Source organism: Mycetohabitans sp. B2, from assembly GCF_021733735.1.
Classification (GTDB): domain Bacteria; phylum Pseudomonadota; class Gammaproteobacteria; order Burkholderiales; family Burkholderiaceae; genus Mycetohabitans; species Mycetohabitans rhizoxinica.
In genome coordinates this window covers 107022-127603 of the sequence record NZ_JAHKSP010000047.1, presented here as the reverse complement: position 1 = coordinate 127603, position 20582 = coordinate 107022, and the positions used below count along the sequence as shown (strand labels likewise).

The following is a 20582-nucleotide window of genomic DNA, read 5'->3' as shown; positions in this document are numbered from 1 at the left end:
CCGCGCTCAGAATGCGTAGCGGCCGATGATGAACAGCAGGTTGCCTGCATTGACGCTGCCCAAGTGCGGTATGAACAGACCCATCACCGAAGCGCGCCGGTATCGGATTGACGCGACCGGCGGCAAGCAGGGCGGGATGTCGATTGCAAGGCGCTACAGCGGGCGCCGCCACCGTACCAGCAGGCTGGCGCCGTACGCGATGGCGGACAGCGTGGTGATCCAGAAGCTCGTCGGCCAGTCGGTGTAGAACGCCAGCGTGATGCCGCTCCATGCTTGCGCAAGTGCGAGCAGGGCCGCGCACGCGACGCCGGTGCCGATCCGCGTCGTGAGGTTCTGCGCGGCAGCGGCCGGCCCGACCATCAGTGTGAACACGAGCAGCACGCCGACAATTTGCGTGCATTGTGCGACCGCGATGGCGACAATCGTCAGGAACAGCACCGATACGGCGCGCAGCGACACGCCTTTGGCCTCAGCTAACTCGGGCTGCAGGCTCGAGAAGATCAGCGGCCGGGCGATTGCTGCTAACGCGGCAAGGGCCAGCAGCGCCAGCCAGGCGAGCGATGCCAGCACGCTGGGACTCACGCCCAGCACGTTGCCGAACAGCAGCGTGGTGACCTGCGTCGCATAGGCGGTGAAGAAATGCAGGAACAGTAAGCCGGCGCCGAGCGACAACGATAGCGTGATGCCGATGGCGACGTCGCGTCCAGACAGGCGTTCGCCGAGCGCGCCCATCGCAATGCCGGCCGCGACTGTGAAGCCGATCATGCCCCACAGTGGTGAGACGCCGAGCAGCGCGGCGCCGGTGGCGCCGGTGAAGCCGACATGCGACAGCGCATGTCCTGCAAAGGTCTGCTGGCGCATCACCAGGAAGAAGCCGACAATGCCGGCGACGATCGCGACGATACCGGACGCCGCGAACGCGTTGATCATGAAATCGTATTCAAACATCGTGTTTTCCGCGGCGCGCGAGGGCGTGATCAGGCTGGCGTGCTATTGACAGGTGATCAGCGCCGTCGTCATCTTCGTGTGCGTGTTCGCGCTTCTCAATTTCCACACCGCCAGACATCACGAAGATTCGTCCGGCAAGACGCATGACGTCGATTGGCGCGCCATACAACCGTGACAGCACCGGTGGCGTGATGACCTCGTCGACGGTGCCGAGCGCGGCGCGACCGTTGCCCAGGTAGAGCACGCGGTCGATCGCGTTGAGCAGCGGATTAAGCTCATGGGCGCTGAATAGCACGGTGATGCCCAATTGGCGCTGTACCCGCCGCACCAACTCAACGACGCTGGCTTGGTGGTTTGGGTCCAAGCTGATCAGCGGCTCGTCCAGCAACAGCAATCGAGGCTGGCCGAGCAGGCATTGCGCAAGCAGTAGGCGTTGGCGCTCGCCGCCGGACAGTTCGGCGAGCGGCCGATCAGCCAGCGCCAACGCGCCGACGATCGCCAGCGCGTCGTCCACCGCCCGGCGTGTGCGGCCTCGGGCCAGCGCGATCCCCCAGCGGTGCCCGTCAACCGCGCATGCCACGAAGTCCCGGCCGGACAGGCGTCGCGCCGCCGGGGTGCTGCGCACCTGCGGCATGTAGCCGATCGCGGCATTGCCGCGCGTGACGGGCTGCCCAAGCACGCGTAGCGTGCCGCGGGCGGGGGGCACGAGGCCGAGCAGTGCACGCATTAGCGTGGTTTTGCCGGCACCGTTGGGACCCAGTACGCCGATGAACTCGCCGTTGCCCACCGTGAAGCTGACATCGTCGAGCAGGCGGCGCGGGCCCAATTCGAGCGTGACACGATCGAGCTCGATCGCTGGGTCAGTCATTGAAACTGTCCTTGCAATGCTTTTTCCAAGGCGTCGAGTTGCTCCAGCATCCATTGCCGGTACGTCTTGCCGTGCGGCTGCGTTTCGGTGACGTGCACCGTCGGCACATGCGACTGCTGCGCAATCTTCAGCAGCCGTCGGGTTGACGTGTCGCTGGCCTGGCTGTTGTAGATCAGTACCTTCACCTGCCGCGTCCTCAGGTCGCGCTCAAAGGCGGCGATATCGGCCGCGCTGGGCTCCGTCTCGTTCATTGCCGCAAGCTGAAAACGTTCGTTGCGCATCGTCAAGCCGATGGCCTCGGCCATGTAGCCGAACACAGGTTCCGTCGCGGTCACCGGCGCGCCTTGATAACGTTGTTTCAATGCGGCGATTTTCTCATCGATTGGCTTCAGCGAGTCGATAAATTGTGTCAGCCGGATGGCATAGTCGGTCTTGTGCGCCGGATCCGCTTGCACGAGGAATGCACTGACCGCGCGTGCCACTGCCGGCATGGTCGCGGGTAGATACCACAGGTGCGGATTGTCACCTGGCTTCTTGCCGACCAGCTCGGCGGCGATGATCTCGGTGCGCGGCTGGCGGCTGGCGCGCGATCCGGCGAGCAGCTTGGGCAGCCATGGATCGTAGTTCGCGCCGTTGTAGACGACCAGTTGTGCCGAGGCGAGCGCGCGCGCGGTCTTCGGGCTGGCTTCGAACAGGTGCGGATCTTGGTCGGGGTTGCTCAGGATGCTAGTGACCGACACATGCGGGCCGCCCAGCGCCTGGACCAGTTCGCCATAAAAATTCTCGGCTGCGACGACTTGGATCGTCGGAGAGGCCGCAGCGCATGCGGGTGCGGCGGCCAGTAGCGGCAGGCAGAGGGCGATCGATGCGGCAACGGTCGCGACAAGGCGTTTCATCAAACGGCTCCGGATAGGCCCGCGACGCGGCGGACCGGGATCGACGAAGGGCCCGCTCCGACGGCGGCCGGGCGCGGGCGTGCTGGCGTCATCGCACGAGAATAGATGATATAACATAACATTTTATGCGGTGGTATAACATAACAGCGCGCCGACATGCCGACATAACAGCGCACCGGCGCCGCTCACCTTCGTATCGGGGGCCGTGGCCAGCGCGTTTTGAGGAACGTTGATGCTGAACGAAATGATGGCTTCTGCTATCGTCCCAAGCATGCAGACGATCCTTTCCGTATCCCACCTTTCGAAGACGTATGCGTCCGGATTCCGGGCGCTGCGCGACATTAACCTCGATATCCGGCGTGGCGAGATCTTCGCACTGCTTGGGCCGAACGGCGCGGGCAAGACGACGCTGATCAGCATCATCTGCGGCATCGTCAATCCGAGCGCGGGCCGCGTGACGGTGGACGGCCATGACATCATCACCGATTATCGCGCCGCGCGCACCACTATCGGGTTGGTGCCACAGGAGTTGACCACTGACACGTTTGAATCGGTCTGGGGCACGGTCTCGTTCAGCCGCGGCTTGTTCGGCAAGCCGGCCGATCCTGCACATATCGAGAAAGTGCTCAAGGCATTGTCGCTCTGGGATAAGAAAGACAACAAGATCCGCACGCTGTCCGGCGGCATGAAGCGGCGCGTGATGATCGCCAAGGCGCTGTCGCACGAGCCGCGTATATTGTTCCTGGATGAGCCGACCGCAGGCGTGGACGTCGAATTGCGGCGCGACATGTGGCGACTCGTGCGCTCGTTGCGCGACAGCGGTGTGACGATCATCCTGACCACGCACTATATCGATGAAGCGGAAGAGATGGCCGATCGCATCGGCGTGATTCGCAACGGTGAGATCATTCTTGTCGACCAGAAGGCCGAGTTGATGCGCAAGCTCGGCAAGAAGCAGCTCACGCTGCAGCTTCACACGCCGCTGCAACGCGTGCCGCAGCAGCTTGCCACCTATCGGCTCGAGCTGGCGCGCGGCGGCAACGAGTTGATCTATACCTATGACGAGCGCGCCGAGCACGCGGGCATCATCGAGTTGCTGCACGCACTGGATGACGCGAATATCGCGTTCAAGGACTTGCAGACGACACAAAGTTCGCTGGAGGACATCTTCGTGAGCCTCATGGAGGCGCGCCGTGAACCACAACGACAGGAGGCGCTGTGATGAATGTATATGCGATCCGTGCGATCTACCGCTTCGAAATGGCGCGTACCTGGCGCACGTTGATGCAGAGCATCGTGTCGCCGGTGATTTCGACGTCACTGTATTTCATCGTGTTCGGTGCGGCCATCGGCTCGCGCATCCAGCATGTCAACGGCGTGAGCTACGGGGCATTCATCGTGCCCGGACTGATCATGCTGTCGCTGCTCACGCAAAGCATCTCGAACGCCTCGTTCGGCATCTACTTTCCGCGTTTCACTGGGACGATCTACGAGCTGCTGTCCGCGCCGGTGTCGTATGTCGAGATTGTGATCGGCTATGTCGGCGCGGCCGCGACCAAGTCGATCATGCTGGGATTGATCATTTTTGCGACGGCCCACCTATTTGTGCCGGTCCAGGTCAACCATCCGGGCTTTATGCTGTTGTTTCTGCTGCTGACCGCGTTCACATTTGCGCTGTTTGGCTTCATCATCGGCGTGTGGGCCGACAACTTCGAGAAGCTACAGGTCGTGCCGCTGCTGATCATCACGCCGCTGACGTTTCTTGGCGGCTGCTTCTATTCGATCGACATGCTGCCGCCGTTCTGGCGCACGGTGGCGCTGTGCAATCCGGTCGTGTACCTGGTCAGCGGATTTCGCTGGAGTTTCCAGGGCGAGGCCGAGGTGAACATCGGCGTATGCGTGGGCGTGACGATCGCATGCTTGGCGTTGTTCGTGGCGATCGTCGCGTGGATCTTTAAGACCGGGTACCGCTTGAAGAGCTGAGCAGGCCGGCGCCAGCGTTGCGTGCTTCGCGATGGTGATCGGCGCCGATGAACGTGTCCATCGCCGGCACCACGAACAGGGTGAACAGCATGCCGATCGACAATCCGGCGAAGATTACCCGACCCATCGCGTTGCGCGCGCAGTCCGCTCGCGTCCTGGTCCCATGCGGTCAGCGCGTCGCTCAGATGACTGAATCCCACGGCGCGGAAAGCCGCATCGCGCAGTTGATGATGCCGACCATCGAGTAGGTCTGCGGGAAGTTGCCCCACATCTCGCCGGTGACCGGATGCGTGTCTTCCGATAGCAATCCGAGATGGTTGCGTGCCGCTAGCATCGCTTCGAAGATCGCGCGCGCTTCTTCACGACGGCCGATCCTGGCCAGCGCGTCGATGCGCCAGAACGTGCAGATGTTGAACGCGGTTTCCGGCTTGCCGAAGTCATCCGGTGCTTCGTAGCGCCGCATGTAGGGCCCGTCGCACAGCGAGCGCTCGAGCGCCTCGACAGTGGATACAAAGCGTGGATCCTTCGGGTCGATCATGTTGACTTCGGCCATCAGCAGCACGCTCGCATCCAGATCTTGGCCGCCGACACTTTCCGCGAACGCGCCGCGCGCCTCGTTCCACGCGTTATTCAGCAGGTATTCGCGGATCGCGTCGGCGCGCCCGCGCCACAGCATCTCGCGCTCGGGCAGCCCGAGCGTATGCGCGATCTTTGCGAGCCGGTCGCAAGCGGCCCAGTTCATCAGCACCGACGACGTATGGATGCGCGCGCGCGAGCGCAGCTCCCACATGCCGGCATCCGGCTTTGTATAGATTCGGTAGGCATTCTCGCCGACGGCCTCCAGGTGCTCGAACTCGAACAGGCCGGCTGGGCGTATTAGGCGCCGGTCATGGAAAGCCTGCGTCGCACCCAGGATGATGTTGCCGTACACGTCGTGCTGGAAGTGCTCGTGCGCCTGGTTGCCCACGCGCACCGGCGCGTGGTCGCGGTATCCGCCCAGATGCTCGACGATCGACTCCGGCAGCGACGCTTCCAGGCCGATGCCGTATAGCGGTTTGATATGCCCGCCCTTGGAGCGCAGCACGATGTTGCGCAGCCAGCGCAGGTAGTCCTCCATCGTGCCGACCTCGGACAGACTGTTCAGCGCACGCACGACGAAGAATGCATCGCGCAGCCAGCAATAGCGGTAGTCCCAGTTGCGGCTGCTGTTCGGTGCTTCCGGAATGCTGGTGGTCATCGCGGCGATGATCGCGCCGGTATCCTCGAACAGCGACAGCTTCAGCGTAATTGCCGCGCGAATCACCGCGTCCTGCCACTCCAGTGGTATCGCGAGCCGGCCGGTCCACGTGCGCCAGTACTGGATCGTGTCCTGCTCGAAATCGCGCGCGGTGTTCTCGATGCCCGTGGCAAGCGTCTCGTCCGGTCCGAGGATGAAGTTGATCTCGCGATCGAGCAGGAACTGCTGTTCCGCGACGATGTAGGACAGTGGCGCGTCGGTCGTGAGCCGCAGCGTTTGCGCGGGGCCGACATAGCGGATGTGGTGGCTGCCGTGCGTGATCGCCGGTGGCAGCCGGCCCCAGTCAAAACGTGGGCGCAGCCGTACTGTGATGCGCACCGCGCCTTGCAGCGGCTTCACGCGGCGCACCATCGTCGTGGGGCGGAAATAACGTCCGCGCGAGTAAAAGCGCGGCGCGAAATCGGTGATCTCGATACCCTGTCCGTTCTTATTGTACAGACGCGTGCGCAGCACCGCGGTGTTTGGCTCGTAGGACTGCTCGCCACGCACATAGTTCTCGAGCTCGATGCTCCACAGGCCGGCGTGGTCCGAGGTGTCGATCAGTGCGTTGAAGACCGGATCGCCATCAAAGCGCGGCAGGCAGCTCCAGACGACGCAGCCCATCCTGTCGATCAGCGCGCTGAACGCGCAATTGCCGATGACGCCGACATCGAGCGAGCGATGGGGGGTGGCACGGGAGGGGAGCGTCAGGGATGACTCGGTGGAGGACAGGATCATCGCGAAATACCTTGGTGTTCTAAGTTGGGATGGAGCAGACGCGTCCACGGCGCGCGGCACGGCCATGGCCGCACCACGCACCACGCGCGACGCGCAGCGTGCAGTCTGCGCCAGCGCCGCGGTGTCGCGCAAGGCTGACAGCACGGTTGGTTGTGAAATCGACACGCGCAGACAGATCAGCGCAGACGTGACCGGCTATCCGGTCATCACGATCGAGCTGGAAGTCGAGGCCGCGCTTGGTGCGGCATGGCTCACCGGCCTGGGCGCCGGGGGATACGCGACGACTCAATCCGCGGCTGGGCCAGGCTGCGCGAGCGCGCCGTGCTGGACGCCGCGCGGCATGCGTACTATGCTCAGCTGTTTGACCTATACAAATCGTTGTGCCTGTCACTGAAGGAGGCGATGCCCCGGCTGCGCGACATCAAATAGACGGCGCCCGCACGGTCCGCTAAAGCGAGCCGACCGAGTCAAATACCGGACCTTGTACGTAGCGCACATCGTATTGCTGCAGTAACTCGAACTGCGCGTCGTCCATGACGTGCGTGAAGATCAGCGGGATCTTCAGCCGGCTCGCGTAGCTCACCAGTGGCTTGACCACTGCATCGCGCAACGCCGAGCCCGAGTTTATCTTGATGAAGTCCAGCCGCGCCATGTCTGACACTGACAGGATTTGGCCGGCATTGGGCAGGTTGCCCGCGACCTTGAAGCCATAGCTTTGGTAGCTCTTGGTCAAGTGGCCAAGAAACGTGCGATGCGCGACGGCCGCCTCCGGCAGCTCGATGACCACACGCGCCGGATTCAAGCCGAGCGACACGAGCACGGTCGAGAAATGGCGCCCGTGGTCGTACTTGACGCTCTTCAATAACCGTTCGTGCACGTTCAGGAACAGCAGACCGCTGCGCTGCACGCCGAAGAAGTTGATCGCGTGTACAAGCCGCGACAGCCGATCCAGTGCCACCAGGTCCTGATCGTCGACGGTCGAGTTAAACGGATCGCGCACCGGCGACGACTCCGCGCCTGCCGGCGCGGCCTGTGTTATCGCCTGGTAACCGATGTCGTCACCGAAGCGGTCTGCCGCGTGCGCATCGGCGGCCAACGATTGCGGAAAGCCCCGCGAGCCCACGTCGAAGATCGGCTGGTACTGGCTGGTCAACTCCAGGCCATGATGCCGGCCGCGCGCCGTTGTGCCCGCGTGCAGCAACACGCGCTCGGCGAAGTAAGGATGGCGTGCCGCGGCGGCGGCGAGTTCAGAAAGAGTCGGCGGAATCATTATCGAAATAGTAGCAGTCGCCGTGGCTGCCGCATCGACAAAAAATGCTATTTGACTCACGTAATATGTGGCACAGCTGCGGGGCTGGGCCGAGGACTGACGCAATCCGGCGCAACGCGGGTCTGGACGCGACGATCGACTATCAGAATGTGACTTTTCGCTATCAGCGCTAGCCGGATCAGGCCGTGGCCGCGCCCGCTGAGTATCCGGGCGTCGTGGTCGGCGCGGGTTACGTCGGCTTAGCCTGCGCGATCGACCTGGCCCAGCAGGGCGTACCGGTGGTGCTCAACAACGACAACACGCTATCGACCGGATTGCACGCGATTTGCTTCGCCAAGCGTACCCTGGTGATTTCGCTCGGTTGGGCTGCGGCCAGCGCATGCTCGACAAGGGCGTGAGCTGGAACGTCGGCAGGGTATTTCTGTATGACGAATTGATCTATACATTCAATCTGCTGCCGGAAACAGGCTACACGCGGCCCGCGTTCATCAATCTGCAGCGGTACTACGTCGAAGACTATTTGGCCGAGCGGGCGCAACACCTGCCTAATCTCGATCTGTGCTGGTCGAACAAGGTGGTCGGTCTCGCGCAGGATGGCGCACACGTGACGCTGACGGTGCAAACGCCCGATGGCACGCATGCGATCAACGCGCGCTACGTGAGAACGGCAATGAACTCGTCCTGACCGGATGGTGCCAGGGCGATGGTGGTGCCAGGGCGACGAGTACCGGCTCGGTTTTGGCCGTTGCAGCCGCACGGTGCTGTCGGCGTTGAAGCTTGACTGACGCGGCCGCGCCCGGCGGCATGCCGCCGGTTGCACGCTGGCGCGCTGGGGGCCAAAGGTTGTTGATACCAGCGGCTTTCTGTTCGGGCTGGTGAATCGGGCGGTTTACCGGCTCGTTTTTAGCCTTGCGTCGCAGTCCGCGCAGTGCGCTGTTCCCACAGATGCGCGCAGATAAATATGACGACGCCGGCAAACAGCACGCCGATCAGCGCGTCAGGGCTGCTTGTGCGCATCAGTGTGCCGGCAATCATCGGCCCGAAGCAGCTCGCCACGCTCCACGATGCGCCGATCAACGAGCTAGCGGTGACTAGCGCCGGGCCACGAAAACGTTCGCCGATCGCCGCCAGCGACAACGTGTAGATTCCGCCCGCGGCCGCGCCGAGCACGATCAGCACAGGCCAGCGCAGCCACGGCTGCGCGGCGATCACCGGCAATGTCGGCAGCAGCAGCGCCACGACCAGCGCGGCGCCCAAGTGCACGCGCGCCCGGCCGACGTGATCGGCCAGCCATCCAAGGGCAAATGCGCACGCCGTATCGCCGAGCAGGATTGCGGAGCCGAACACAACGGCCAGTTCCGTTGCGACACCATGGTGGACCGCGAACAACGGCAGTAGCGACAAAGCGAGTGTATCGAACAGCGCAAAGAAGCCTGCACCGACCACCAGTGCCGGCATGCGGGGTAGCACCGTTTGCCAGGCGCTATGGGGCTCGTCGTCGGCCGGGCCGATGTCGCGGGGGATGCGCATCACCCACAGGCCCGGCAGCGCCAGCAGGAAGATCGCGCCGCACAATGCAAAACGCCATCCCGGGTAGTCGGCGATCATGCTGACCAGCAGCGGGCCAGCCATCTGGAACAGCGTGAAGTTGGTCGCGTACAGCGCGACGATGCGCCCACGCGATCGATCGTTGGCGAGCTGGTTTACCCAGGCCTCGGTGATCGTGAACAGCAGCATCAACGCGGCGCCAGCGGTCGCCCTCAGGAGTGCCCAGGCAACGAGGTTAGTCGTCAATTGCATCGCAAGCGTCGCGATTGACGTTATCCACACCGTGACGATGATGGCACGCCGGGCGCCGATACGTGACGTGATGCGCGCCGCGAATGGCACGATCGCGATACCGCCGCCCGCCTGTGCGGCGGTCAGCATGCCGACCACGTGGGAACCATAGCCGGCCTGCATCAACGCCAGGGCGGTCAGCGGCAGCGTGGCGCCGATGCCTAGTCCGACGACGGCAACGCTGACAATCAACGCAAAGAAGTCGCGTGTAAAAATAACTTTCATTCGTCGTATTATGAGGCCGGCGTACCAATGGTGGCAGGCCCATTATCGTGGCGCCGCGCCCGCGGCTGATCGCAGCAGGCGGCGCGGGTTGTTCAGGCGCTCAGGAGGGTGTCACGCAGGCCGGCGCGCGCCGCTCCAGACTGTAGGACCAAGCTGCCAGCACAAGCGCACCGAGCGCCATCGCGATGCCCACGTAGGGTAGCCAATGCAATGGCCAACCCGCGCCAATCGCGGCGCCGCCCAGCCATGCGCCGCTGGCATTGCCAAGGTTGAATGCCCCCTGGTTTAACGTCGAGGCGAGGTTGGGGGCGGCGCTTGCCCGTTCGACGATCAGCATCTGGACCGGTGGCACCACGGCGAAGGACAGGATACCCCAGACGAACACGGTGGCCATGGCCGCCGCCGGAAGCTTCATCGTGAACGAGAAAACCGCCAGCGCACATGCAATGCTGAGCAGGAGCGTCTTAAGCGAGGGCAGCAGTCGCCAGTCCGCCAGCCGGCCGCCGAGCGTGCTGCCGACCGTCAGGCCAAGGCCGAACAGCAGCAGTACCAACGTCACGTGATGCGGCGTAAGTCCAGTGACGTCCTCGAGGATTGGCGTGATATAGGTGAACACCGAAAACAGACTCGCCGACGCGAAGACGCTGATGCCCAGCACCAGCAGCACCTGCGGGTTCTTCATCACGTTGAATTCGTGACCGAAGCTGGCCCGCTGCATCTCGATCTTCGCGGGCAGCCACGCCCCGAGTGCGGCGGCGGCCAACACCCCGATCAGCGTAACCGCCCAGAATGTCGCGCGCCATCCAGCCATCTGCCCGAGCGCGGTGCCCAGTGGCACGCCGAGCACGTTCGCCAGTGTCAGGCCGGTGAACATCAGCGCAATGGCCTGCGCGCGGCGGTTCGGCGCGACCAGTCCCGCGGCGACGACCGACCCGATACCAAAAAATGCGCCGTGGCAGAACGCAGTGACGACGCGGGCCCCCATCAACACCGCATAGTCCGGTGCAACCGCGCATAACAGGTTGCCCACGATGAACACGCCGACCAGACTCATCAGCGCACGCTTGCGGGGCAAGTTTGCCGTGAGCATCGCTACGATCGGCGCACCGATCGTGACGCCGAGTGCGTATCCAGACACCAGCATGCCGGCGGCCGGAATCGATACGCGCAGGTCGCGCGCTACGTCCGGCAGCAAGCCCATGATCACGAACTCGGTGGTGCCGATGCCGAAGGCGGCAATGGCGAGGGCGATGAGCGGCAAGGGCATGAGCAGGCTTCGTGGTAGGGAACCGCGGTCCGGGGCGCGCGGGATATGTGCACAGAGGCCGTGAAGCGCCATCTTACTGTATCCGGGGAAACCCTGCTGCTGCACCTCGTCGATCGCGACTCGCCGTCGATCGCGCACAAGTCATGCGCCGCGCGGCCATCAACTCATATTGTGCCGCCGTGTCGCCCGGTGCCGGCGGACGGCGAACTGCCGGGCATCCGCGAGTCCTTCGTCGAGCGCGGCCCGATAGCCGCTGGCCCCGTTACGCATGAGCGCCAATGCCGGGTCCGGCAGTGGCGCGTTGTCATAAGCCGACCGGCGGTCGCGCACAGTGCCGCCCGTGCCTTGTAGCATGGCCACTGACGCTCGTGAATCGGCGTCGAGCGCTTCGAATGCCTGCCGCAGCGGCGTCGCATAATCGATGGCGTTGCGCGCGTAACGCCGCTCCAACACGATTGTCGTGGCCGTGCCTCGACGTTTGGCATGCATGGACGGGCTGTGATGGGTGGGGATGATGGGCGCGCCGGCCCCATAGTGTCGCGATTCACCGTGCGCTTCACGCAGGCTGCGATATCAAGCGAGCTTCCGATGCTTTGCTGTTTTACGCGAAAGCCCCAATGGGCCGGTGCAGGAGCCGGCAGGTTCTGCGAGAAAGGCGTATACCGTTTTTCAACGGCGGCCGCGGATGGCGACGAGCGGGCCGGACGGGAACGGTACGTTTTTTGAGTCACTAGTGCGGATTGTCAACGAGCGTTCATCCTGGGCGTGATGTAATTGCTGCCGTGCTGGGCGACGGCCGCGGTACGCCGCAACGTGACATTCTCGCTGCGTCGTATTTTCCCGCCGAGGTGCACGAGCGCGAAGCCGATGCGCTGGCCCAGTGCTGCGGCTATCACGGTGACGCCAAGGAATACCTATCGCATGGCGTCACGAATTGATGCGGTGACGTGGCGCGCCGGATGCGGCCAGCGTCAGGCCGGAGGGCGTGGTCGGTTAACTGACGCGCCACTCCCCTGTCGAAAAAGGCCATGGCGCCGCAGGGCGCGATGCCGGTTGCGCCGTGGCGTGCGGACTCTTCGTGCTACTGGCCGAGCCGCTTACATTGTCGCGTGTGACCATCGCGTCGGCCGGATGCTGTCGTTCTGGCATGCCGTGGCCTGCGTTGCACTGCTGCTGCGATGCAGGGGTGCCTTGCTCGGCGTCATAGCCCCTGTCGTCGGCTTGGCCGTAGCGTGCGCAGACGAACTCGACGAATGCGCGCGTCTTGGCCGCCATGTATTGCCGCTCCGGGTAGACCACGGACAGCGTGGTCTTGCTTTCCAGGATTTCGCAGTCGGGCAATAGCTGGACCAGCCTGCCGCTGGCCACGTCACGCTCGACCACGCGCTGCGGCAGCAGCGCGATGCCCATGCCGCCGACAGCCGCGGCGCGTAGCATCTGCGCACTGTTCACCACGTAGACCGGCTCGGGCATCGCCAACTGGTACTCTGCGCCGTGCGCATCGCGCAGGCGCCAGAGCCGGCTGCGGTCACTGTGCGATTGCGCCAGCAACGACAGCGCAGGCAGGTCATTCGGCGCTTGCGGCGCGACGTGCTCGAGCAGGTAATTCGGCGAGGCGACGATCACCGACGCGCACGAACTCAGGATCTGGCTGGAGAGTCCATTGCCCGGTGCCACCGCGGCTTGCACCAGCCCAACGTCGTAGTTGTCGCCGAGCGCGTCCACGGCCTGGTCACCCAGCGTGACATGTAAGCGGATCCGCCCATGACGCTGGCGGAACCCTTCGACCAGTCCGATCAGTTCGTCGCCAAGCGATGTCGAAGCGGCGACACGCAACGTGCCGCGAGGCTCGTCGTCTCCGTTGACCACGGTTGCTTCGATGAAGTCAAGTTCCTCGAGCAGTCGACGACAACCCTGTAGGTAAACGTATCCTGCCTCCGTCAACGACACGTTGCGTGTCGTGCGATTGATGAGCCGCGTGTTCAGGTGGGCTTCCAATGTCGCGATAGAACGCGTGACCAAGGCATTGGAGACATTCAGTTGCTGTGCCGCGCGCCGAAAACTCTGTGTTTCCGCGACCCGGGTAAACACGCGCATGGCCTGGATCTGATTCATTCTGAGCTCGTGGTCGAGAAAGATTATGTTTGACAGCCGATTGTTTTTCCCATATTAAAGTTGCCCGGCCTTCGGTGTTCCGTTGGGGAAATCCATTCGGGATCTCAGACAGTTTATAGAGGATTGCGGAGTCCAAGCAAACGGGGCGCGACAAAAATCGACAATTCGTCAGCGGATTGCATCAACGAATGGACGTACCCGCGGCGCGTAATGTGCTCTGATATCGCGTTATTGCCCCAGTATCGTGGCCCTTTCATGCACCCAACCTCCTGTACATCGGATGGATGCGGCCCCGGCGTTCTGTGTAAGTTATTTCGAAAATTTCAACAGGCACAGGCAATTTTGCTCCGTTGTTGCATTCAATGAGTAACCATTGCATACGTGGCCATTGACAGGCGGCAAAAGATGAATATCTTCACCGGTTCGTTTGGCTTTGCCACTTTATCCGTGAGGCGGCCGACGGTTGCCACCGCCGGAAAACAGCTTGCGCCTATAAGATTACGGGCTGTTTCAAATTATATCGGCGAACTTGTGCCGCAGAATTGCTGGTGCCTAAAAGGCATCGCCGTCGTGCATTTTGGGGTGGCATTACCCCGTTGTGTTCGGATTTTTTATTTTTGATTTCGATATTCGTTTCAATTAGAAAAATTTTTCCTATATTGTTTCGATTTTGTTTTCTATTGGCGCAATGGAGACGGCAGCTTCGCGAAGCTGCTCACTTAGGCCGGCGAAGTGCCCGGTCCATTTTGTCGGCGTGCCTATACAATACTCAGCACAACGGCGACGCATGCGGCGACTGCGGCAAACAGATCGACCGATTTATACCTGAAGGCGCCGGCGATCAGTCCAGCTAGGGGCCCGGTGATGCCCAGCGACAAATCGAAGAGCACGGAATAGGCGGACAACGTTGTGCCGCGGCTGTCCGGTGGGACTTGATGCAGCTACGCGGTGGCGGTCAGCAGCACGCCACTTGCGCCGCATGCGAGCAAGCCGCGCATGACGGTTGGCCCGACAACTAGACAGCACCGGCGCACGACAGGCGCTGGCTGGCAGAGAGTGGCACGCACCCTCGACGCGCATCGGGGCGCGAGGCGCCCGCCGCCGTAGCGGTTGGACGGTATCATCGAAGGCGGTCGTCACAGGTTCGCGGCGGGCATGCCGTCGCCATCAGGCGGCCACCGTGCCGGCATCGCAACGATGATAGCGTGCGACCGCCGGTGTGTGTGTCAAGCCTCTATCGGACGTGGATCCTATCAGTCGGCGGTGTCAATCTGTGCACCATGCTTGACCCTGGGGCCGCGCGGCGCCGGCGACCACGTCGGACGCTGCGTCGCGCCGCCATCGACGATTACGATATAGCGCCCGGCCCAGCGCGATGCCTCGCGATCCGGCTTAAGCACCCACAGGAAGTGGCCTTCCCGGATGCGCATCTCATAGTCAGCATCTAGTATGCCGTAGTGATCCAGAAACGTGTTGAGTGTGCCTGGGATTCGGATACAGCCTTTCGAGTGCCGCATGCCGAGCAGCGATTCGAGCCGGTCGGGATCGGTAGAGTGCATTTGCAGCCGCATCTGGCTCGTTGCGCGAGGACCCCAGCCGCGCTGTGCCTGCGCCCATCCAAGGTCGTAAATTCGCTGGTCGTGCGCGCCATAGCCGCGAATGCCATTATCGTTGAGCGTGCCTTCGGCGCGAAAGTCCATATTGTCCGGAGTATGCCGGAACACTCCGAGCGGCGTGATGAAATGGTCATAGCGACCCGGCATGCCGGTGGAAACAGGCGATGCGCCGATCACCTGCCAAGGGTCCGACGACGCCTGACGCCACATCAACACAAATGCTTGTACGAACGGATTGCGGTCCACGACGGCGACGAATTCGTTTGCCGCGTCAGGCAAGCCGGCTTGGACGAGCGCGTTCTGCAGCAGTTGCCCATAGTGCGCTTGGGCAGTGGCGGGTATCGACAAGGTGCGGTTGACAGTCTGCTCATATAGTTTCCGATAGTCGAGCGCGGAGAGCACATTGGTATAGCGCGGCAGTATGGGGGTGTCGCACGGCGGTGCGTGGGTGGCCGAGGCCGTGGGTTGGGCCGGTGGCCGCACGGGCGACGAGGCCGGCGTTTGCACTGGAACCGGCACCGATGATGAGCCAACGGCAGATGATTGCCTCGGGGCAGCCGGTTGCTTGGGGGCAGTGGATGAGCCCGGGGCGGCCGGTGAGGCCGGGGCAGCCGATGAGCCTGAGGCAATCGATGAGCCCGGGATGGCCGGTGAGCCCGGGGCAGCCGACGAACCTAGGGTAGCCGACGAGCCCGAGGACGTAGATGACCTGGGGACGGACGACGTGACAGGTGTGAATGCCGTTTCGATTACCGATTTGACCGTGTCGAGGGTCGATTGTGCGCTCGATCTCGGCCGCAACGCAGGCTCGGCCGCTGTTGCGCCGGCGCTGGCGTCGGACTGCTGTGATGCGCCTACCGCGGGCATCGGCGTCCAGAGCGCCAGCGCAATCCATGCGAGCGCGAGCATACGGCCGTGCAGTAATCTGGCCGAAGTGCAGTCGAACTGAGAGAGGCCGCAAGCCGGGCGCTGTGCGTTGTGCGCTGATTGATGGAGAACAGGGGAAGGGTGGTGTGTTTTTTGCATCGCCGATAGACCGTGCTGCACTGCCGGAGTTCGCGCCACTTGCCGGCGTGCCGCTGGTTACGCGGCGGCGCTCGATCCCAAAGTGCCGGAACGCAGCGGCGGCGCATACGCGGCCGACATCAACCCGAATGCCGATATAGGGGGCAATGGACCGTCCCGGCAAGCCCGCCCGACGGGTTTCGTCGACGACGTCTACGTATGTATGGCGTATCGCGCATTCGACAATGGGTCGACAGCAGTGCGCGGCCCCGATAGAATCGCGGTCCCGCGATCTCCGACGGCCTGCCGCAATGGACTATCAGGCGATCCTCCATAAAATACAGCACGACATCACGCCGTGGCTCGGCAAAGGCCGCGTCGCGGACTATATTCCCGAGCTTGCGAAGGTTGACCCGTTGCACTTCGGCATGGCCATCGTCACGTTGCGAGATGAGGTCTTCTGCGTCGGCGACGCTTGGGTTCCGTTCTCGATTCAAAGCATCTCGAAATTGTTTGCGTGCACCTTGGCCTTCCAGTTGCAAGGCGACGCGTTGTGGCAACGTGTCGGCCGGGAGCCATCGGGCAATGCGTTCAATTCACTGGTGCAACTCGAACATGAGAACGGGGTGCCGCGTAACCCCTTCATTAATGCAGGTGCCCTGGTGGTCACCGACGTGCTGTGCCGGCGTTTCGTCCAAGCGGAAACAGCGCTCGTGCAATTCATGCGCCGTCTGGCCGGGCGCTCGGATATTGACTACAGCGCCAATGTCGCGGAATCGGAGCTCGCGCATTCGGACAGAAATCGCGCGATGGCGCATTTCATGAAGAGTTTCGGTAACCTGCAGATGTCAGTGGACACCGTGATCGACGCGTATTGCCGGCAGTGCGCTATCGAAATGAACTGCGTCGACCTGGCTAGGGCGGTCTTATTCCTGGCCAACGGCGGCGTGGTGCCACACAGCGGCGAGCGCGTGCTCGGCGCAAGCCCGGCGAAACGGTTGAGCGCATTGATGCTCACTTGCGGTACGTACGATGCCGCCGGGGACTTCGTCTACCATGTCGGATTGCCCGCTAAGAGCGGCGTCGGTGGCGGCATTGTTGCGGTATTGCCGGGGGAACTCGGCATTTGCGTGTGGTCTCCTGCGTTGGACGCGAATGGCAATTCACTGGCCGGCATGCAGGCGCTCGAGTGGCTGACGACACTCAGCGGACGGTCAATATTTTGACGCGTCGCGCAGGCCTGGCGCGGGCGGCGCCCATGTCGCGGCAGCGGGAATACATCGCATTGGATCGCCGATACGGCTCGGGCGGCGTTGATACTATGATGCTCTATAAGGATGGCGGGCCAGCCGTTGCCGGAGTGGAGCCCGTCGTCGAAGTGGATGCTGATGCTTGAGATGCAGGTGTTTGTGTTGCTTCAGTCGCCGCGGCGGCGGCCGCCTCGACGCTTGTGCCGGCCAAGCGGGCCCGCAGGGGCATGGCCGACGGAGTCGACACCACGGGTGTGTTCATCTTGAGCGGGGCGTCGGCTGGGGTGGCGGCTGGTTCGAGCAGCGGCGCAACCGGTTCCTTCTCGGCGGCCTTGGCGGCAGCTGGCGACATTGCACTGTTTAGCAACATCGACGTGCCCATCGGCATGATCAGCCTGGAGTCATGAATCGGCCAGGGCCGTACCGCGACGCGCAGCATGGGCGGCGCGATGTGCATCGTTGCGGCGCTGTGACATGTGTGGTTGCGATGCTGAGTATCGTGAGTGCGTAGCGACGCGCCGTGCCTATCATGCTATTGTGGTTGATAATGCAAATAATTATCATTAGTATTATAGTCCGTTCCAAGTGCCCGCGCTGCCCGGACGAGGGCTCTAGCGCGCCTTTTTCGCCGTAACTCGTAGGCATACTTATCAATGACGCGTAATAAAAAGACTTATCGCGCCCTGCTGATCGCCACTTTATTCGTCAGCGTAAAGTTGGGTTTTGCCCAGGACGGGGTTGCCCAGCCCGTGCTGCCCACGATTGCGGTCAGCGCGTCGGCCGAGCACGGATCATACGATGCAAGCCGTTCGCGCGCCGGGACTAAGACGGACATGTCCTTGATGGATGTGCCGCAGACCATCAACATCGTGCCACGCGCGGTGATCGATGACCAGAATGCGGCATCGATGCAGGACACGTTGCGCAACGTGCCGGGAGTCGGCTTTTCGGTCGGCGATGGCCAGCGCGATCAAATCACGATCCGTGGCTTCAACAGCATCACGGACCAGTATGTCGACGGCATACGTGACGACGCGATGTACTATCGCGATTTATCCAATGTGCAGCGGATCGAGGTCTTAAAAGGACCGGCAGCGGTACTGTACGGGCGCGGCTCGGCAGGGGGCATCGTCAATCGTGTGCTTAAGCGGCCACAAGCCGAGCCAGTGCGGGATATCGGCGTGATGCTTGGCACGCGTGGCGAGCGTCGCGGTGAAATCGACATGGGCTGGAACGTGAATGATGCGGCACGCTTCCGTATCACCGGCGCCGCTGAGAATTCGCATAGTTTTCGCGATCAGTTCGCGTTGAACCGCCAAGCAGTCGCGCCTTCGGCGCAATTCAAGCTGAGTCCGGATACGGTAGTGAACGTCGAACTCGACTACCTACACGATCGCCGCACGTCCGATCAGGGTTTGCCCGCCTATATGGGGCGGCCGGTCGATGTGCCGATCAACACTGCCTACGGCTCTGCCGATGCGGCGAATAGCTCGTACAATGACGCTTTGGCGAAAAGCGCAACGGTGTCGCTCGATCACCGTTTCAGCCATTCGCTAGCTTTCCACGGCGCGCTGCGGGCCTACGATTTCTCACTGGAGCGGAAAAACTATGTCACGTTCCAGCCGATCAAGGCGGCGGTGCGCCCGATCGTCACGCTCGACCAGTCGACGCGCCAGCGGACCGAGCATGGCGTGGATGGCGTCTTTGAGTTGACGCAGCAAACGACGCTGCTCGGCATGCGCCACGAACTGCTGTATGGGATCGAACTGTCGCAGCAGCAGAAATTCGACACGATCTATGGCGTATCGAAAGTGGCAACGTACGATCTGTACCATCCACAGTTGATCGATCTACCCGGCGTGCCGCCCGGGAGGCCGGCGCGCACGAATGCTGCGACGGTCGTCGGCTTGGCCGGCGTGTATGCGCAGGATCTGATGGCATTGACACCGCAGTGGAAGCTGCTCGCTGGCCTGCGCTTTGACTATTTGGATCAGATTCGCCACGATTACACGTCGTCCAACGTGAATCTTGCACGTACCGACCGTGCATGGAGTCCGCGCGTCGGACTGATTTACGAGCCGCTCGAGTGGCTGACGCTGTATGGCTCGTTTAGCCAGTCTTTCTCGCCGCTTGCCGATACCCTGATCAGCTCGGGTGCATTCGTCAATGGTGCAGCGCTGGCGCCGCAAAAGACCACCGCATACGAAATTGGCTCGAAGTTCGACCTCGGTGGCAAGGCGACGGCTACTGTTGCACTGTTCGACATGCGACAAACGAACCAGCAAATCGGCGATCCGGCCAATCCCGGGTATGCGCTACCGATCGGCACTCAGCACGTACGGGGCTTCGAAGTCGGCTTTTCTGGCGAAATTGCACCGAAGTGGTCTGTCTACGCCGGTTATGCGTATTTGAACGGCACGGTTGACGGATCGCCGCAATCGACGGCGGCTGGGCTGACGCTGGCCAGCAACACGCCAGGCCTGATGCCACGCCATAGCGCGAGCCTGTGGCTCAAACGCGAGCTTCCCTACGGCTTTTACGCGGCCGCCGGCGCACAGTTCCAATCAGCGCGCTACGCATCTGCGAGCGATCAGGTCACGCTGCCCTCGTTTACCGTATTCAATTTGGGCGCCGGCTATCGCAGCAAGAAAATGGATGTGACGCTGACGCTGGACAACCTGTTCGATCGCCGCTATTTCATCTCGGCGCATGGCAATGCCGACATGTTCAACATGCCTGGCGAACCCCGTACGCTGACGGCCACGGTCAAGTGGCATCTGTAAGCACGATGCTGTGCGCTAAAGAAAATTCGGGTTCTTGAAATAGTCCTCACCCGTCCATATAATTAGCACTCGCCGCACGTGAGTGCTAACAACCCGTGCCATCAGGGCGCCCGGCTTGCCGGGTGCCAACGTTAAAAAAGCGTTCTTCAGCCTGAAACACAAAAGGAGTATGTATGAACCTTCGTCCTTTGCACGATCGCGTCATCGTCAAGCGTCTGGACCAGGAAACCAAGACGGCGTCGGGCATCGTGATTCCCGATGCAGCGGCTGAAAAGCCTGATCAGGGCGAAGTCCTGGCCATCGGCCCGGGCAAGCGTGATGACAAGGGCGCGCAGATCGCGCTCGACGTCAAGGTGGGTGACCGTGTGTTGTTTGGCAAGTATGCTGGCCAAACGGTCAAAGTCGATGGGCAGGAGTTGCTCGTCATGCGCGAAGAAGACATCATGGCGGTCGTCCAAAAGTAACGGTCGCAGTTCGGCTTTCCAAAGATTTCAAGGAGTTAG

The 20582-nt window shown here is 62.4% G+C and carries 22 protein-coding genes and 2 pseudogenes; 11 read left to right on the top strand and 13 right to left on the bottom strand.

Translation table 11 applies throughout. The features are described from left to right. Positions 1-6: 6 nt before the first annotated feature. Genes KPG66_RS18010 through KPG66_RS10500 form a run of 4 tightly spaced genes read right to left on the bottom strand, consistent with a single transcriptional unit; the run spans position 7 to position 2829 of the window. Positions 7-126 (bottom strand): hypothetical protein, encoded by a 120-nt coding sequence (locus KPG66_RS18010; protein WP_422393316.1) that lies wholly within the window; start codon positions 124-126, stop codon positions 7-9. 27 nt (positions 127-153) lie between these two features. After that, positions 154-948 carry a metal ABC transporter permease gene (locus KPG66_RS10510; protein WP_013436146.1) on the bottom strand — a complete coding sequence of 265 codons (795 nt, stop codon included), beginning with the start codon at positions 946-948 and terminating at the stop codon, positions 154-156. Then, positions 941-1816 (bottom strand): metal ABC transporter ATP-binding protein, encoded by an 876-nt coding sequence (locus KPG66_RS10505; RefSeq protein ID WP_237070845.1) that lies wholly within the window; start codon positions 1814-1816, stop codon positions 941-943. Before KPG66_RS10505 ends, KPG66_RS10510 begins: the two co-directional genes overlap by 8 nt. Further along, positions 1813-2829 (bottom strand): metal ABC transporter solute-binding protein, encoded by a 1017-nt coding sequence (locus tag KPG66_RS10500; RefSeq protein ID WP_013436144.1) that lies wholly within the window; start codon positions 2827-2829, stop codon positions 1813-1815. The genes KPG66_RS10505 and KPG66_RS10500 overlap by 4 nt, the downstream gene beginning before the upstream one ends. 154 nt (positions 2830-2983) lie before the next feature. On the opposite strand from KPG66_RS10500, the gene KPG66_RS10495 reads away from it, so the two are divergent. Together KPG66_RS10495 and KPG66_RS10490 are read left to right on the top strand one after the other, a co-directional pair. Next, a complete protein-coding gene (locus KPG66_RS10495; RefSeq protein ID WP_041753799.1) occupies positions 2984-3934 on the top strand; it encodes an ABC transporter ATP-binding protein in 951 nt (316 codons plus the stop codon). Further along, positions 3934-4695 carry an ABC transporter permease gene (locus KPG66_RS10490; protein ID WP_041753798.1) on the top strand — a complete coding sequence of 254 codons (762 nt, stop codon included), beginning with the start codon at positions 3934-3936 and terminating at the stop codon, positions 4693-4695. Before KPG66_RS10495 ends, KPG66_RS10490 begins: the two co-directional genes overlap by 1 nt. Here the strand turns inward: KPG66_RS10490 and KPG66_RS10485 are convergent. Both KPG66_RS10485 and KPG66_RS10480 read right to left on the bottom strand, forming a co-directional pair. After that, on the bottom strand, positions 4667-4822 hold the full coding sequence (locus tag KPG66_RS10485; protein WP_157864429.1) for a hypothetical protein: 156 nt from the start codon (positions 4820-4822) through the stop codon (positions 4667-4669). The genes KPG66_RS10490 and KPG66_RS10485 overlap by 29 nt on opposite strands. 54 nt (positions 4823-4876) lie before the next feature. Then, on the bottom strand, positions 4877-6709 hold the full coding sequence (locus KPG66_RS10480) for a glycoside hydrolase family 15 protein (protein ID WP_041753796.1): 1833 nt from the start codon (positions 6707-6709) through the stop codon (positions 4877-4879). 246 nt (positions 6710-6955) lie between these two features. Here KPG66_RS10480 and KPG66_RS10475 point away from each other — a divergent pair, with 246 nt between their 5' ends. Beyond that, positions 6956-7138: a hypothetical protein gene (locus KPG66_RS10475; protein WP_013436139.1), complete on the top strand. Its 183-nt coding sequence runs from the start codon at positions 6956-6958 to the stop codon at positions 7136-7138. 19 nt (positions 7139-7157) lie between these two features. On the opposite strand, the gene KPG66_RS10470 is transcribed toward KPG66_RS10475, so the two are convergent. Beyond that, a complete protein-coding gene (locus KPG66_RS10470) occupies positions 7158-7979 on the bottom strand; it encodes an EAL domain-containing protein (RefSeq protein WP_041753793.1) in 822 nt (273 codons plus the stop codon). A 185-nt stretch (positions 7980-8164) separates the two neighbouring features. Here KPG66_RS10470 and KPG66_RS10465 point away from each other — a divergent pair. Then, positions 8165-8658, top strand: a pseudogene (locus tag KPG66_RS10465) (FAD-dependent monooxygenase); the annotation flags it as partial. A 224-nt stretch (positions 8659-8882) separates the two neighbouring features. On the opposite strand, the gene KPG66_RS10460 reads toward KPG66_RS10465, so the two are convergent. From KPG66_RS10460 to KPG66_RS10450, 3 genes are all read right to left on the bottom strand, one after another. Next, positions 8883-10043, bottom strand: a complete 1161-nt coding sequence (locus KPG66_RS10460; RefSeq protein ID WP_013436135.1) for an MFS transporter — start codon at positions 10041-10043, stop codon at positions 8883-8885. A gap of 100 nt (positions 10044-10143) precedes the next feature. Then, positions 10144-11310 carry an MFS transporter gene (locus KPG66_RS10455; protein ID WP_237070844.1) on the bottom strand — a complete coding sequence of 389 codons (1167 nt, stop codon included), beginning with the start codon at positions 11308-11310 and terminating at the stop codon, positions 10144-10146. Positions 11311-11469: 159 nt separating this feature from the next. Beyond that, positions 11470-11799 carry a hypothetical protein gene (locus KPG66_RS10450; protein ID WP_237070843.1) on the bottom strand — a complete coding sequence of 110 codons (330 nt, stop codon included), beginning with the start codon at positions 11797-11799 and terminating at the stop codon, positions 11470-11472. A gap of 251 nt (positions 11800-12050) precedes the next feature. Between KPG66_RS10450 and KPG66_RS10445 the strand changes: the two genes are divergently transcribed. Continuing rightward, positions 12051-12248: a hypothetical protein gene (locus KPG66_RS10445; protein ID WP_237070842.1), complete on the top strand. Its 198-nt coding sequence runs from the start codon at positions 12051-12053 to the stop codon at positions 12246-12248. A gap of 55 nt (positions 12249-12303) precedes the next feature. Here KPG66_RS10445 and KPG66_RS10440 read toward each other — a convergent pair whose 3' ends face one another. Continuing rightward, the gene (locus KPG66_RS10440) at positions 12304-13425 is read right to left on the bottom strand and encodes a LysR family transcriptional regulator (protein ID WP_237070841.1); all 1122 of its coding nucleotides are present in this window, start codon (positions 13423-13425) and stop codon (positions 12304-12306) included. A gap of 405 nt (positions 13426-13830) precedes the next feature. On the opposite strand from KPG66_RS10440, the gene KPG66_RS10435 reads away from it, so the two are divergent. Next, positions 13831-14046: a hypothetical protein gene (locus KPG66_RS10435; protein ID WP_237070840.1), complete on the top strand. Its 216-nt coding sequence runs from the start codon at positions 13831-13833 to the stop codon at positions 14044-14046. 137 nt (positions 14047-14183) lie between these two features. On the opposite strand, the pseudogene KPG66_RS10430 reads toward KPG66_RS10435, so the two are convergent. Beyond that, positions 14184-14357, bottom strand: a pseudogene (locus KPG66_RS10430) (MFS transporter); the annotation flags it as partial. A gap of 321 nt (positions 14358-14678) precedes the next feature. Further along, positions 14679-15443, bottom strand: coding sequence for a L,D-transpeptidase (locus tag KPG66_RS10425; protein ID WP_237070839.1), 765 nt, complete (start codon positions 15441-15443; stop codon positions 14679-14681). A gap of 19 nt (positions 15444-15462) precedes the next feature. On the opposite strand from KPG66_RS10425, the gene KPG66_RS10420 reads away from it, so the two are divergent. The 5 genes from KPG66_RS10420 to groES all read left to right on the top strand — a co-directional run bounded on the left by KPG66_RS10420 (position 15463) and on the right by groES (position 20543). Further along, a complete protein-coding gene (locus KPG66_RS10420) occupies positions 15463-15990 on the top strand; it encodes a hypothetical protein (RefSeq protein WP_237070838.1) in 528 nt (175 codons plus the stop codon). 367 nt (positions 15991-16357) lie between these two features. Beyond that, positions 16358-17272: a glutaminase gene (locus tag KPG66_RS10415; protein ID WP_041753785.1), complete on the top strand. Its 915-nt coding sequence runs from the start codon at positions 16358-16360 to the stop codon at positions 17270-17272. Between the two features lie 251 nt (positions 17273-17523). Continuing rightward, a complete protein-coding gene (locus KPG66_RS10410) occupies positions 17524-17703 on the top strand; it encodes a hypothetical protein (RefSeq protein ID WP_237070837.1) in 180 nt (59 codons plus the stop codon). Between the two features lie 246 nt (positions 17704-17949). After that, positions 17950-20079, top strand: coding sequence for a TonB-dependent receptor (locus KPG66_RS10405; RefSeq protein WP_237070836.1), 2130 nt, complete (start codon positions 17950-17952; stop codon positions 20077-20079). 173 nt (positions 20080-20252) lie between these two features. Beyond that, positions 20253-20543: a co-chaperone GroES gene (groES, locus tag KPG66_RS10400; protein ID WP_013436121.1), complete on the top strand. Its 291-nt coding sequence runs from the start codon at positions 20253-20255 to the stop codon at positions 20541-20543. The last annotated feature ends 39 nt before the right edge of the window (positions 20544-20582 follow it).